At 51.4% G+C, this 14,062-nt stretch carries 12 protein-coding genes and 1 tRNA gene; 8 read left to right on the top strand and 5 right to left on the bottom strand.

Annotation, left to right across the window (positions count from 1 at the left end):
• Positions 1-88: 88 nt before the first annotated feature.
• Positions 89-1,075: a 2-hydroxyacid dehydrogenase gene (locus ACR0J5_RS01220; RefSeq protein WP_480650035.1), complete on the bottom strand. Its 987-nt coding sequence runs from the start codon at positions 1,073-1,075 to the stop codon at positions 89-91.
• Positions 1,076-1,213: 138 nt separating this feature from the next.
• Between ACR0J5_RS01220 and ACR0J5_RS01215 the strand changes: the two genes are divergently transcribed.
• Entirely contained in the window at positions 1,214-1,735 is a 522-nt protein-coding gene (locus ACR0J5_RS01215; protein WP_480650034.1) for an SH3 domain-containing protein, read from the top strand.
• Positions 1,736-1,940: 205 nt separating this feature from the next.
• Positions 1,941-2,015, top strand: a tRNA-Gln gene (locus ACR0J5_RS01210).
• 183 nt (positions 2,016-2,198) lie between these two features.
• Here ACR0J5_RS01210 and ACR0J5_RS01205 read toward each other — a convergent pair.
• The 3 genes from ACR0J5_RS01205 to ACR0J5_RS01195 all read right to left on the bottom strand — a co-directional run bounded on the left by ACR0J5_RS01205 (position 2,199) and on the right by ACR0J5_RS01195 (position 4,659).
• Positions 2,199-3,827 carry a recombinase family protein gene (locus ACR0J5_RS01205; RefSeq protein WP_480650007.1) on the bottom strand — a complete coding sequence of 543 codons (1,629 nt, stop codon included), beginning with the start codon at positions 3,825-3,827 and terminating at the stop codon, positions 2,199-2,201.
• Positions 3,827-4,087, bottom strand: a complete 261-nt coding sequence (locus ACR0J5_RS01200) for a DUF2924 domain-containing protein (RefSeq protein WP_480650033.1) — start codon at positions 4,085-4,087, stop codon at positions 3,827-3,829. The genes ACR0J5_RS01205 and ACR0J5_RS01200 overlap by 1 nt, the downstream gene beginning before the upstream one ends.
• Before the next feature lie 398 nt (positions 4,088-4,485).
• Entirely contained in the window at positions 4,486-4,659 is a 174-nt protein-coding gene (locus ACR0J5_RS01195; RefSeq protein ID WP_480651410.1) for a helix-turn-helix domain-containing protein, read from the bottom strand.
• 118 nt (positions 4,660-4,777) lie between these two features.
• Here ACR0J5_RS01195 and ACR0J5_RS01190 point away from each other — a divergent pair, with 118 nt between their 5' ends.
• Entirely contained in the window at positions 4,778-5,218 is a 441-nt protein-coding gene (locus tag ACR0J5_RS01190; protein ID WP_480650032.1) for a hypothetical protein, read from the top strand.
• Here the strand turns inward: ACR0J5_RS01190 and ACR0J5_RS01185 are convergent.
• Positions 5,146-6,495, bottom strand: a complete 1,350-nt coding sequence (locus ACR0J5_RS01185; RefSeq protein ID WP_480650031.1) for a site-specific DNA-methyltransferase — start codon at positions 6,493-6,495, stop codon at positions 5,146-5,148. The genes ACR0J5_RS01190 and ACR0J5_RS01185 overlap by 73 nt on opposite strands.
• A gap of 1,983 nt (positions 6,496-8,478) precedes the next feature.
• Here ACR0J5_RS01185 and ACR0J5_RS01180 point away from each other — a divergent pair.
• The 5 genes from ACR0J5_RS01180 (at position 8,479) to ACR0J5_RS01160 (ending at position 13,710) form a co-directional block, all read left to right on the top strand.
• Positions 8,479-9,702: a hypothetical protein gene (locus tag ACR0J5_RS01180; RefSeq protein ID WP_480650030.1), complete on the top strand. Its 1,224-nt coding sequence runs from the start codon at positions 8,479-8,481 to the stop codon at positions 9,700-9,702.
• 108 nt (positions 9,703-9,810) lie between these two features.
• Entirely contained in the window at positions 9,811-10,053 is a 243-nt protein-coding gene (locus ACR0J5_RS01175; RefSeq protein WP_480650029.1) for a hypothetical protein, read from the top strand.
• Between the two features lie 596 nt (positions 10,054-10,649).
• Positions 10,650-11,006, top strand: coding sequence for a hypothetical protein (locus ACR0J5_RS01170; RefSeq protein ID WP_480650028.1), 357 nt, complete (start codon positions 10,650-10,652; stop codon positions 11,004-11,006).
• A gap of 374 nt (positions 11,007-11,380) precedes the next feature.
• Positions 11,381-12,751, top strand: coding sequence for a guanine deaminase (guaD, locus tag ACR0J5_RS01165; RefSeq protein WP_480650027.1), 1,371 nt, complete (start codon positions 11,381-11,383; stop codon positions 12,749-12,751).
• Positions 12,748-13,710: an antibiotic biosynthesis monooxygenase gene (locus tag ACR0J5_RS01160; RefSeq protein WP_480650026.1), complete on the top strand. Its 963-nt coding sequence runs from the start codon at positions 12,748-12,750 to the stop codon at positions 13,708-13,710. The genes guaD and ACR0J5_RS01160 overlap by 4 nt, the downstream gene beginning before the upstream one ends.
• Positions 13,711-14,062: the final 352 nt, after the last annotated feature.

Here is a 14,062-nt window from a genome sequence, read left to right as displayed (position 1 = left end):
TTCGCCCAGCGCGCCGCCCTCGCGACATTGCTAGTATCTAGAGGGACTGAATTGGGGTTCAACCAAGTCAGCCAAGGACCTCAGGGCGTTACAGCATGGATGGCACGACCTGATCCGGCGGACGGTGGCCATCTTCAAATGTTTTGATGTTGATGATGACTTTTTCACCCATTTCGATCCGACCCTCCAACGTGGCCGACCCCATATGCGGCAGCAACACAACATTGGGCAATTGCCGCAAGCGCGGGTTCACCTGAGTGCCGTGTTCATACACATCCAGCCCGGCCCCCGCGATGTCGCCAGAGCGAATCTGCCGCGTCAGCGCGTTTTCGTCGATCACTTCACCCCGCGAGGTGTTCACAACCACTGCTGTCGGCTTCATCAACTTCAACCGCCGCGCATTCATCAGGTGAAAGGTCGATGGTGTGGACGGGCAATGGACCGAGATCACATCCATCCGCGCAACCATCTGATCGAGGCTTTCCCAATAGGTCGCCTCAAGCTCCTGCTCGATCTCGGGGCGCAGACGTCGGCGGTTGTGATAATGCACCTGCATGCCAAAGGCCGCCGCACGGCGCGCCACAGCCTGACCGATCCGACCCATGCCCAGAATGCCCAGACGACGCCCGCCGATCCGCCCCCCCAACAAGGCAGTGGGTGCCCATCCACCCCAGTCGCCCTTTTGCATCACCGACAGACCTTCGGGGATTCGACGGGTCACTGACAGGATCAGCGCCATGGTCATATCCGCGGTGTCATCGGTCAGCACGCCCGGCGTGTTGGACACAAGAATGCCGCGCTGACGGGCCGTGGCCACATCAATATTGTCGACCCCTGCCCCGTAATTGGCGATCAGCCGCAGCCTTTCCCCCGCCTGCCCCAGAAGACCACCGTCAATCGTGTCGGTCACTGTTGGCACAAGAACATCCGCCTCGCGCACTGCGGCGACAAGTTCTTCGCGAGACATAGGGGTATCGTCATCGCGCAGTTTCACATCAAACAGCTCGCTGAGCCGGGTCTCTACTGCCTCAGGCAACCGTCGCGTTACAACAACACTCAGACGTTCTCTTGGCACCTTCGTCCTCCCACCGCTTTGCAATCACTCGCGCGCCATGGCATCGTGGCGCAGGTTAAGGCGGGGCACAAGAACCCCCAACGCATTGAGACGACCTTTTTTCGAAACCCGAACAACAGGCACAAGAGCAGGCAGTCAGTGAGTGGTCTTCTATCGGTAAATCGCCGCCTTTTGGTGGTTTTGTCCGTATTTTTGGTCCTGTTGGGCAGTGTCGTGGCCACGGCACAGGACAATCGTGGACCAGTGACCAACCTCCCCTTGCCGCGCTACGTCTCGATGAAAGCCGCCGAAGGCAACGTGCGCAGGGGTCCGTCATTGACGCATCGAATCGACTGGGTCTTCAAACGCCGCGGGATGCCCCTGCAGATCACCGCCGAGTATGGAAACTGGCGCAAGGTTCAGGACCGCGACGGTGCCGGTGGGTGGGTGCATTACGCCTTGTTGTCCGGCGTGCGCACCGTGTTGATCGAATCCGAGCTGCTGCCCGTCTACACCAGCCCCGACCCCAATTCACAGGTCAGTGCCAAATTCGAATCCGGCGTTGTGGCTCGCCTGGGCAGTTGCACCCTGGACTGGTGCCATATTTCGGCCGGCGGCTACCGTGGCTGGACCTTGAAATCCAACCTATGGGGCGTTGATCCGTCGGAAATCCGCGAATAGCAACTTTGTAGGGGCGTGTTGACTGGCCTCAACCGTCTCGACGCAGGATGTCTGAGATCGGTAAGATGCGGGGTTTTCCATTCCCTGAAACCAGCAACGCAAATCCTGAAATTTGACCTCCGAATTATTTTTGCGGCCAGCCTAATTTTTTCGCTCAAAGCCCCTTGCACCCTGCAACCAACAATCGTAGATAGCGCCTCACCGTTGGGGTGTAGCCAAGTGGTAAGGCAGCGGTTTTTGGTACCGTGTATCGTAGGTTCGAATCCTACCACCCCAGCCATGATTTTCCATGAAATCGCACGCTGAATACTTGGCCGCCGATTGCGGCGTGTTTTCAGAAGGTTATCCGCTGGCACTATTAGCTGAGACCCGAACGTGCGCACGACAATGGTCGATTTCGGGCCGCAGTCTCAGTTCGCGATTCCGACGGTACGAGTTTGGTGTGTTTGGAAAAGTCTGTAGATCAGAGTGCAGCGAACTGCTTGCGCTGGTCTGACCAGATAGCCGGGAAGCCGGACTTGATCAGGTAATCCGTGGTCAGACCGTCAGGCTGTTCGCCTGCAGCGATGGCCTCCAGAACATCAGGCGCCAGCATTGCCAGATCGACGACATCCTGCACCCGGCGTTTGGACGTGCCCTCTTCTTCCGCGATTTCTGGAAACGTTCTGCCATCAATGATCATCGCCAACCACCGGCGCGCTTTGATGACATTGCGGACAAGTGTTTGATCGATCTCAGGCGGTGCATCGCCCAGGTGCAGTTTCAGCTCCACACCTCTGCGGCGCATACGGAATGGCGCTTTGATAGTTAGTTCTTCGGCATCAACCTGATCCGCCCTGCACTCCATCGTTCGGGCGAGTGCCCGGGGATCCAGTTGCACGGTCAGGGACCCCTGTCGCAGATCTGCCCGCAAAATCAGGTCGAGGCATTTCCTGACGGACTGGCAATCTCTGAGATGCTCTGCTGCTGAAGCAATTTCGACCGCCGACATATCCAGCGCCATTGATATCACTGCATTCGGTCGGCTCAGATGTTGTCTGACCACTTCGGCCAGTACGTTTTCAAGCTGCTCTGCAGGCAACCGCCATGCATCAGGATGCTTCTGACTGCGATCAGTCACCAGTCGCCCGGAGATGTAGTACCGCAAACGCTTCCCATTTTTGCGACTATGACTGGGTGTCAGCCGATCTCCGGTCTCGTCAAAGAGTTTTCCGGCCAGCAGGGACTGCTTTGCCTTCTGCTTTACTCCACGCTCCCTGGCCGCACCATCTGTAAGTAGCTGTTGCACGTGGCTCCAGACTTCCGGGTCGATAATGGCAGGGTGCTGCCCCTCAAAGACCTGTCCTTTATGTCGGATACGGCCGGCATAGATCGGATTGCTGAGCAAATGATGGATGTGTCCGCGGTCAAAAAACTTACCGCCTGTCACGCGTCCGCCCGGGCGTTCCCGGCGCCGGGACCGGAGCCCCAGTGCCTCCGCCCGCTCTTTGACATCAAGAATGGTTTGATGCTCCAGATAGAGTTCGTAGAGCACTCTTATTGTTGCCGAGTCCTCTTCGTCGATTTTGAGCGTCCGGCCGTCAGCCTGATACCCGAGCGGAGCATTCCCGCCCATCCACAGGCCCTTGCGTTTAGAGGCTGCGATTTTGTCCCGGATACGTTCAGCCGTGACTTCCCGTTCGAACTGAGCGAAGCTGAGCAACACGTTGAGTGTCAGGCGCCCCATACTGGTAGACGTATTGAAGGACTGGGTAACGGACACGAAAGACGCGTCTGCCGTATCAAGGCGTTCGACCAGCTTTGCGAAGTCAGCAAGCGAGCGCGTCAGCCGGTCGATCTTATAGACAACAATCTGATCCACGTGTTTCTCGTCAACAGCCTGCATCAATCGCTGCAACGCCGGGCGGTCAAGATGGCCGCCCGAGATACCACCGTCATCATAGTAATCCGGCAGCAACTCCCAGCCTTCATGTTTCTGGCTGGCAACATAAGCTTCGCAAGCTTCCCGCTGGGCATCCAGCGAATTGAAGTCCTGCTCCAGCCCCTCCTCCGAGCTTTTCCGAGTGTAGATGGCGCAGCGGATACGTCGCATCACTGAACCCCGAAGAAGCGCGGGCCTGACCAGTGCGCTCCGGTAATGTGTTTTGCAATGGCTGGCAGGGAACGCCACGTTTTGCCGTCCATGACGAAACCACCATCGACCACTTCAACCTGATAGGTTCGTCCGTTCCATTCCCGCATCAGATGTGATCCCGGTTTCAGAGCAGGTGGCGGTATTTTTCCCAGCGCGATTTGATGCAGCCGGCGTTCTGTCTTCACAGACAAGTTTGCGACTTCAATTAGTTGTGCCATGTGCCAAAAATTGATGTGGATTGCTCAAAGCGTTTTTTGGCGTGCATCCGCAGATAGTTAAAGAAATCGCTCGACTTCCATGGCTCGGCAAGCGGTACTGCCGCCATGGACGACACAACCCGGGAACAGCTCAATTTCGTTTTTGCAAAGTTAACGGGTAGTCTGGAGGACGCGGCATCGCAAGCTCTCAGAGGTCAACGATCGGAGATTAGACCAGAAGAAGCACTAGAGCTTGTTCAGTCCCTTCAGGTTCTGTTGCACCACGCGGCCGCGCGCATGCGGGCGATTGAGCATTTGGCCCGTCAGAACGGGCGAACCTGAAGCAAAACACCAACTTTGGATTGCGCAAAGTGGACGAACGGGCTTGTGCTGGATCGATGTCCAGTCAATCCGTAGACCTAGTCCAACAACTCACCTAGCGAGACACCAAGCGCAACAGCCAGCTTATCAACAACGGTGATCGTCGGGTTGCGCGCGCTACGTTCAAGGTCACTAATATAAGTCCGGTGAACATCCGCCTGATGCGCGAACTCCTCCTGCGACCAGCCTTTCATCTGCCGCAAGCGTCGCATGTTTTTTGCCAGGCGATCACATACATCCATATTATGTCTTGGACAGTGATGCAGATGATCGGTCTACAGACGATCAGTGACATACTCTGTTGACTTCTCTCCCAAACGAAGCGTTTCTATGTCACCGATCGACGACAAAGCGCGGCACATGCAAGACCAGTTGAACCCACCAGATGTGCGATATGTAAAGCTAGGCTCTGGCGGCAAACATGTTGATTATGCCCTGGAGAACGCGGTCATCCCTGTCGACTTTGACCTAGCCGATCATGCGCTGTGTCTGACAGACGACTGGGATTTCCTTATGACAACGATGACCCAGGCCGGGCGCGGAATTCAGGCTGCAAAAGAAGACATTCGCGAACTGAAGGATTTTTACGACCTGCCCTCTGGTTCACTTTGGATCACGATGGCTCGCGGGCATCTGTGGTGGGCACTTGCGGGCGACAAGATTGAATTGTCCGACCGTAGCCAACGTTGTAGCCTTTATCAGACATTGGCCAACTCCTGCTCTGCCGCCGCACTGGCGCCATCATTTTCGCGTTCGCTCGCCACCTCCTGAAACACCGGCCCGTCTTCACCAAGGCGCGGGATCAGGCCAAATGTATCCGTCAGGCGGCGCAGGATCACGTCACAGTAGGCTGGATCAATCTCGATCCCATATCCACGACGACCCGATTGCTCAGCCGCAATAAGCGTGGATCCCGACCCGCAAAATGGGTCCAACACCAACCCGCCGCGATGCGAGCAGTCCAGAATGGCATCCCTCACCAAGGCCACAGGCTTGACGGTAGGGTGCATCTCAAGGTCGCCCTGCCCCGAACCAAAGCTATTGGCCCCGGCATAGGTCCATATATTTGTCCGGTTCCTGCCATTCTTGCCAAGCTCGACATTGTTGATGTGTTTGCCGGCCCCCGACTTGAATACAAACACCAACTCATGCTGTGACCGGTATAGCGATCCCATCCCACCATTTGTCTTAGACCAGACACAGAGATGTTTCAGTTCGGAGTAAGCCACCTCCCCTGCCCCGAGGATTTCTCGCATATGGCGCCAGTCCATGCACTGAAAATGAATGGAACCGTCTTCACTATAAGAGGCAAGGTGTTGGAATACAGAGGTCAAAAAGCTCTGAAACCCTTCTGGCGACATTTCACCGGACGCCATCGCAAACTCTCGATGCTGCACCGACCCCAAGCCCGAGACGTGACCCTTTATGGGAACGTTGTAAGGTGGATCTGCAAAGACCACCTGCGCGCGTTCTGGCCCCAGTAAAGCCGCATAGGTCTCCGCATTGGTGCTATCACCGCAGATCAGGCGATGAGGGCCAATGTGCCAGATATCACCCTCGCGGGTTACCGGCGAATTCCCACTTGGGGTCGGAATTTGATCCAACGTATCCTGCTCTTCTGTATCACCCAGCCTTAGCTTTTGGATGCTCAGATCAATTTCAGGCAATTCAAAACCCGTTAGTGTGAGATCAAATGGGATTTCCAACTCATCGAGGTATTGGAATTCCAGCGCCAGAAGATCAGCATCCCAGCCTGCATTCTCGGCAAGCTTGTTATCCGCTATGATATAAGCCCGAATGTCCTCTTCGCTCATGCCTGACAGACAAATCGTTGGGACTTGCTCCAGACCCATCTGTTTGGCTGCCTCAACACGGCCATGTCCCGCGATGAGCTGATTGCCCTCATCAACAAGAACGGGGTTGGTAAACCCAAAATGCTCAATCGAGCGCATCACCTGCCGGATCTGGCTTTTCGAATGCGTTCGAGGGTTCCTGTCCCTCGGCTGCAGTGATCTCGGGGATTGATAAACTATCTTCAGCGCAGTCAATGACCTAGCTCCTCACATAAACGGAGCCGAAGTCAAAACGTCAGATACAATGCGGCCCCGGGTTTCACTTCGGGTCCACGTAAGCGCATTCTAACGTGATATATGTCTGGGCACGTATTTCAGCCAGGCGCTGTCCCGGTTCAATCTCAATCAACGTCAAGATCATTCCGGCCATTTTATAGTTAAGATCAATGTAACTATCGCTGTGATAGATTCAATACCGAACAAACCAGATAGAGCTGCGGAGGCTACTTGCAGTTTGGGCGCCAAAATTCTTTGTTTTCAGATCTACTGACCGAGTTACGCACGTTTTTTGGCTGGCCAGGAGAGGCGCTGGAAAATCGAACATGCGCCCCGAAAAGGCAACGTTGGCGTAGAATTGGACACCTCAACTTCCTTTCTTGGTCGGTGTGACACAAGACAGGAAACGTGGGTCCGATTATCCGTTACATGTGCTTGAATCGTGACCTGCCGACACGTTGTCGCCATCTGCTAGCACGTATAAATTCTTATGGCTGTATTTCTTTTTTGTATCGGTTCCGCCAGCATTCGTTGTGATCGTTATTTCATCGCAGGGGCTGCCGCATTTCAAAGAGTGTTCCGAACCAGGTGCTAAACCAGACACAGAATCGTATTTATAAGGATCGTCCCCTGTCGTGTTTACAGAGTACTTAGTCTTGACGTTTATAGACGTTGTAGATTGAGAGCAGTTTCTAGCTTTTACATCAGTGCTACCGGCCTGCGAAACATTGTTCGCCAGAATAGTAATCGTAGCTGCTAAGCACATAGTTTTCAGACTTTGAACACCTGACATGATTTTGCCTCTCTTTTTCTTTGAAGTCCAACTACAGATATGGGGCCATATTATGCCAAAGACGAAATCTGACCATGGACGGGCCTCTCATTTTAGACCCGGGTATTGTATCGGAATTGGTCCGTCTACCGGCCGCAAATGGCTTTAGGTAGCAATGACGCTATAGTCCATTACGCCCTTGTTAACCCTGAGTGCAGCCAATGCGTTTCGGGCAAAAGACTATGTCGCGATCTACCTGTGTCGATAGAAGTCCCACCTAGCAGCATTGCGCCTTCAAGCCGTGGGCGCATCCTCCAAAAGACAGTCAATGCCTGAGACAATCGTCGCACAAAAGTTGCAATCCTGATCCATCGACAGAACCAAGAACCAAGCCCGAGAATGCTCGAGGCATTGGACGTGAATCCCATAACTTCTCGTTTAAGAGAACTGTCCGGTGTTGCCCCACCAAGGGGCCTTACATTGATGTGCTTCGAGGAGACAAAAAATGAAGAGCACTTTGCTTGCAGCTGTTAGAAAGAGCAGTTCATGTTACGTTGCGCCCGGCCTAGCTGCTGCGCTAACCCTTAGCGCCGTTTTAGTGCCCGAAAAGGGTTATGCTAACAACGGTTCGATTGATTTCAGGAACTGCTCTGAGTCAGAGCACTCTGTTCACGCTTACATCTATAATAGTGATGACCTTTCATTTTTGGTCGCGACTGAAGATGCAAACATCTCGGCAGGCGCGAGTGACACTTTGTCTTGTCAGACGCAGCCTAACTGTACCGCCAGACTAAAGACTGCTTCAGATGTCGTTGACGTAAAGAACTATAGCCACAAAAACATGTATGTTTTGGTTGACTCAGACAAAAAAATCACTGCGCACGGTCACAACAGCTCGACCTGCAACAAGTAGAACAATAGCCGAGTCGCATCTCCTTGCGGCTCGGACGCCACTTCTAGCGGCTCAATTTGCCGGCTTGGTGCGGAGGAGCTTGAGCGACACTCCGGACCTTGGAGTGATGATACAGATTTACAGGGCCGAACAAGACATACGTCCATCGACAAGGGGTCCCAATTTGTCGCAATAAATTGAAGTAGGCAGAGCAGTAGTCACTTTAGCAGCATCTTAAGCAAACCGAGTAAGAGCGAGCATTAAATCCTGCTGAAGTTGAGCAAAAAACGGGCAGAAAATGCAAAGAACGAATTTGCGAACGCCAAGCATTCGAGCGAAGCAAACTGGCGGCGTGAGCGATAAATCCTACGCTGATACAACTAAAAGGCACTCAGTTAAAAGCCTGGTATCGTTGGCGCTTGGGTTAGCGCTCAGCGGTATCTCTGCATGTGGTAACATCGCTGCTACAACCGGCATAAGTTACAACGAAGGCCTTGCTGAGTCTTACAACAGTGTATTGTTGATGAATATTGTTCGTGCCGCCAAACGCTATCCACTCTACTACTCGGCTCTTGGAGACTATTCGGCAGATTTCGGTTCTGAGTTCGATATTGATCCCGACATCGAAATTCCATTTGGTTTAAGCGCCGATGAAGAAGGGATTGAACTATCCGTTAGTCCTTCGGTCGGGATATCAAGGGACGTAAACGCTAACGCCACCTCATTGGAGACGGACGACTTTATTGTGGCGATGAATACTCGGATTTCAGATCAAACCCTATTGTTTTTCACCCAAGGGAGAAACCGAGGAAGCCTAAGCCTCATCCTGATGGTCTTAGTAAACCGACTAGCGATCACCAAAACCGAGTTTCAGCAAACACTTAGCTTGGCCACGAAAACGTGCCAGGAAAAAAGCGGTAGACTGTCGATCGAAAGCCAGGGCATTTGTAGAGACTTGCAGTCGTATCAGCCCCCCAGTCAGTGTCCCGATCACTTGACGCTTTTGCGTTCGGCACCATTTGCAAGCTTCAAAAATGACCCTACGAACATTTGTGAGTTCGCAAGTTTTAAGTACTTTGTCGAAGCGCTTAGGGTCGCCGAGCCGCAAATTGTGGTCAGCGATGATACTGGCTTGAATTTTATTCTTGATCCCGCTCGTAGTAACATCACGCTGTTCTCACAGGACAAAACTGGCATCGAACTTCGTTCCCCACATGAAACGATTGGCTATCTAGGAGAGATTGTTCGTCAGAACTTTTTGGACCTAGACGGTGGAGTTCTAACGCTGGCTGCTCCGGATGGATCGTCGGCTCCAATTTTTTTGTTAAATGAAGGATCGTCCCGAGAGGCAGCGATTTCTGCAAAGGTTGACGGTGAAAACTATTGGATTCCAAAACAAAATCTCAGAGACGCAAGCTCCCATTTCTCTTTCATGGCGATGAGTATCGTCAAGGATATCGTTTCGCTGAACACTTCAGATAGTCAATTGCCTGCCAGCAGTACTCGAGTGGTAATCGAATAGGAGCCTGGTTAGTCTAAAGATCGGTAATCCCTTTTTGTGTCACTCTACCTTGAAACAATCATAATGTAACTTTGCATTCTTGCCCTCAGCGATTCCCACGGATCGCGGATGGCCCAACCGACACCAACACCACCCACCTTACATTGGAATTCAGCGGCGGTAATCCGGCCTTCACCGAATGGGCCAGATCTTCACGCAACAACTCCGTTTGAACCTAAGTTCGGCGTGGATAAAAAACTATTTTTTCAGCTGATCCGTGGAACAAACATCATCGGTTTTTTGAAACGACAATCCATCGACCGGAGGAAGCTAGAAGGCCATGCTTGGCTAATCCGAGGAAAACAGGCCTGATCAAAAAAAGGCCGATGCACCTGTGCGGAAGGGTTAAGGATAGTAATGTATCCACGCAAAAATGTGAGAGATCGCATGCATTTCTTTACCCTTTCAGCTCAGCAAGGTGCTGAATACAGGAGAAAGAAATGAAACTTCCATTGACACTTTCAGCACTGTGTTGCGCATTCATGTTTGCCACCTATGCACATGGAAATACACATGTTTATCATTGCAACGAGGCCACGTGCGCCTATTCAGACACTGTCGACGCCTTAACACCCAAAACGTTCAAAGTGACATGTACCAATCCGAAATACCCGAATGAGGAAGAACTGACCTGCGAGTCTTCAAACAAATTGGCAAATTGCTCAATCGAAATTCAAAATCACCCGGACTCCAGAGAGTGTGTCTGCCAGAACGGAAGCACCGAAAAGGCAAAGTTCAAAATTGGAGCAGCATGTAACTAACGTGATGTCAGATTAGGTGCGTCTGAACCTGTCAGAGGCCGCAAAGCTTCTTCGGCATAGTCTGGTGCTAACCCAAATATCATCGTCCAGCAACTTTGAGCGATCACTGAAACGACGAACTCAAATGAAAAACGAAAGACACTCAATATGCCAAATCTGAAAAAGCCATTGATGATGGCTGTTGCCTCTCTGGGTGTGTTGTCTGGTACCTTTGCGCAGGCTTCTGACAAGATCTATATTACGATTTATAACTGTAGCAATTCTCATCATGTTTTACATGTTAAGGTTTCCGCAGTTCATGAAACTAGTATTGACTCGAAGGGCAAAGTTCACTCGGGCAGTGAAAAAGAGTTTTATTGCAAGAGCGATGATAAATGTGACGTGCTGTTGTATAGCGACGTCGGGCGGTTGAATAAAAATACGAGCCGAAGCCCATGGTATGTGTATGTCTCAAGTAAACACAACATAGAAGCCAGCACTTCTGAATCAGAAGTATGCGGTTGATCTATGCGGATCTAAATTCAGATCTGAACGGCGGACTATTGGGAGCAGAGCTAGCTCCTCATATGATAAGGCGGGGCAACTAGACTTAGCTTACGTCAGTACCGAAGCATCCCGGATGCTCCAAAGTCTAATGTCAGAGAGTTCAGTTGGGCAGAAACCCCGCAAGCAAAACAGGCCTGGATCATTCTAGAAAATGATGCCGAAAGCTCACCCGCCGATAAATACAATATCTCCTTTGGTGCCTCAATAATTGTCCGATGACCGTCGCCTTTTTCGGAGATCCAGATATCCATAACAATCTGAGACAAGCATCCATCGACAAGTTGGATGCGATGAAACAACCCTAGTCCATCTAATGTACTGGGAAGACTTGCATGAAGGCGATAAGAGGATCATTTTTAGACTTTCTTGGTGACCCTTTTTACCGGGACTTCGAGGAGTCTATTCGATACTTGCAAGATGGTTTATTGATCATTGACGGCGAAAAGATCGTAGACTTTGGTCCCTTTTCGGATATTGGCGGCAAATACGAAAATATTCCTAAAACCGTTTACACAGACCGTGTCATCTTACCCGGATTTGTCGATACACATATACATTATCCGCAAACGGAAATGATTGCCGCTTTTGGTGAGCAGTTACTTGAATGGTTGGAGAAGTATACGTTTCCGACGGAAATGAAATTTCGCGAAAAGGCCTATGCCCGAGAAGTAGCTGATCGATTTCTTGACCTAATGCTCGCGAACGGCACGACCACGGCTCAGGTCTTTACAACCACGTTTCCTCAGTCTGTCGATGCGTTTTTTGAAGCGTGCAGCACTAAGAACATCTGCATGATTGCAGGGCTCACAGGTATGGATCGCCCGGGGCTGGCTCCAACTGAATATCTCGACACGCCCGAGTCCTTTTATACCAACAGCAAGAAGCTTATCGAAACCTGGCACATGAAAGGCCGCAACAAATACGCGATTTCCCCGCGGTTTGCCCTTGGCTCTACAAGAGAGCAACTTGAGAAATCTGGGCAGCTCAAAGCAGAATACCCGGACACGTGGGTCAACACCCATATGTCGGAAAACCATAGTGAAATAGCTCGAGTGGCTGAGTTGTTTCCCGAAGCCAAGGACTACCTGAACGTATATGAACGTGCAGGAATAGTCGGCCCAAAGTTTTCCGTCGGGCACGCGATACACCTTAGCGATGACGCGTTCCAAAGAATGGCGCGTTCTGGCGCTTCAATTTCATTTTGCCCCTCATCCAATCTTTTTCTGGGTAGTGGGCTGTTTAGGATTGAAAAAGCCAAGTCTACCGAAACTCCGATACATGTTGGCCTTGGAACGGATGTGGGCGCAGGCGACTGTTTCTCGATGCTGAGACTGCTGAATGACGCGTACAAAGTTTCTGCGTTACAATCACAGAAACTTTCATCCTTCAAAGGTCTGTATCTTGCCACCCTCGGCGGCGCCAAGGCCCTCGCACTTGATGACGAGATCGGTAGTTTTGATATTGGGAAATATGCAGACTTTGTAGTCCTGAACCCACGATCAACACCTGTCCTGTCATTCCGAGCCGAGAGTGTTGCTGTGGATTCCAGCCTATCACCCAGTGCTCAGGAGCTGCAAACCCTGGAGACAGAGGCGTTCGGCATGATGATGTTGGGTGATGAGCGTTCGGTCGAAGCAACATATGTAAGCGGCCAATGCCTGTACGAAAAAGAAACACCTTGGGCGTCGCGGCCTAGTCTATGATGCAGGATACTGGAAAAACAGGAACAGTATTGCTCTCGCTGCCGTCCAGCGGCCTTGATGAAGAGCAATACCTGCAATGGCACGAAGAACTGATCAGTATCGCGGGCAAATACGATAATTTTCTTTCCGGTGACTTCCTGAAGCCTATTGATGACAAAAAAGATCAATGGGTCCAGGTTTTGTCTTACAGCAGCGTTGAAAGCTTAAGATCGTTACTGGAAGACGCTTCATATCGCAAAGCGATTGCGGATTCTGAGATCAAATTTGGGCATGCTGTCACAGAACAGGTTTTTGTTTACAAAAAGACCGACGATTCACAAGTTACTGTTGTGATTTCACATTCGCTCAATCCCGGCTTCGAAAACGATTACAGGAATTGGCAGAAAGAAGTTGACGCTGCGGCGGCGAAGTTTCCCGGTTTCCTCGCGACAGAGTTGATCGAACCAGTTTCTGATCTTCAGTCCGAGTGGGTGGTGGTTTTCCGGTTCGATACAGTGGAGCACCTTGAGAATTGGTTTACGTCCAGTGCACATGAACAGCTTGTAAAAAAGGCCCAGCCATTTTTCAGAAGGGTTCAGGTAAGGCGAATGGGCACCGGAATGAATGAATGGATTTCCAACGCCGCTGGAACCAGTGACACTGGGCCTACACAGCTCAGAATGGCGATGGTTGTTTTGTTGGTCCTTTACCCAACTGTGATGGTGCTCACGCTCTATGTCATGCCCTTGATGGGTAACACTCCGTTCGCCGTTTCTATGTTTGTTTCGAACGTGATGAGTGTCGTAATTCTGACGTGGTTATTGCTACCAGTGGTGACCCGCGTCCTTAGCTTTTGGCTCGACCACAAGAACGCCAACGATCGGATGAAGTCATTCATAGGTTTTGGTTTGAATATTCTGTTCTACATCTTGTTCGTCGCGCTGTTCTATTCGGCGGGATCTGGTTTCATCGATAACTAGCGGCGGTGTGCAAGAAAACCCAAAAGTAGCCTGTTTCGCCAAACCGCGATTTCGCTTTGGGCGCTCAGCCTTGAAACACAGTCACAAATCCGATTTTCCCAGGGCCAGGCTGTATATTCCGCATGAGAAGGTCGGCTTCCGCTGTCTCCCGCCAAAGAAAAATCTCGTCCTACCAAAACTCCGGTAAAAAACGTTCAAGATACGAAAGGTGCCGCTGGCAGAGTGACTGTTTTGACGAGCGTTCAGCCAAAAAAGACCTGTAGAAATCTCATTATATACCTTGCAGCTTTAGTTCGTTTCTGCTCGGGCACGTTCAGATTTAGATACATTCTTTTTTCTCATTTGGGTCTTT

It is taken from the genome of Ruegeria sp. BE1, from assembly GCF_056538885.1.
The sequence above is the reverse complement of the archived record's forward strand: the minus strand, read 5'-3'. Positions and strand labels throughout refer to the sequence as shown.

Coding starts and splice junctions, on each gene's coding strand:
- ACR0J5_RS01205 (WP_480650007.1), bottom strand. CDS start 3,827: ATGCGACGTATCCGCTGCGCCATCTACACTCGGAAAAGCTCGGAGGAG.
- ACR0J5_RS01200 (WP_480650033.1), bottom strand. CDS start 4,087: ATGGCACAACTAATTGAAGTCGCAAACTTGTCTGTGAAGACAGAACGC.
- ACR0J5_RS01195 (WP_480651410.1), bottom strand. CDS start 4,659: ATGCGACGCTTGCGGCAGATGAAAGGCTGGTCGCAGGAGGAGTTCGCG.
- ACR0J5_RS01190 (WP_480650032.1), top strand. CDS start 4,778: ATGTCACCGATCGACGACAAAGCGCGGCACATGCAAGACCAGTTGAAC.
- ACR0J5_RS01180 (WP_480650030.1), top strand. CDS start 8,479: ATGCAAAGAACGAATTTGCGAACGCCAAGCATTCGAGCGAAGCAAACT.
- ACR0J5_RS01175 (WP_480650029.1), top strand. CDS start 9,811: ATGGCCCAACCGACACCAACACCACCCACCTTACATTGGAATTCAGCG.
- ACR0J5_RS01170 (WP_480650028.1), top strand. CDS start 10,650: ATGCCAAATCTGAAAAAGCCATTGATGATGGCTGTTGCCTCTCTGGGT.
- guaD (WP_480650027.1), top strand. CDS start 11,381: ATGAAGGCGATAAGAGGATCATTTTTAGACTTTCTTGGTGACCCTTTT.
- ACR0J5_RS01160 (WP_480650026.1), top strand. CDS start 12,748: ATGATGCAGGATACTGGAAAAACAGGAACAGTATTGCTCTCGCTGCCG.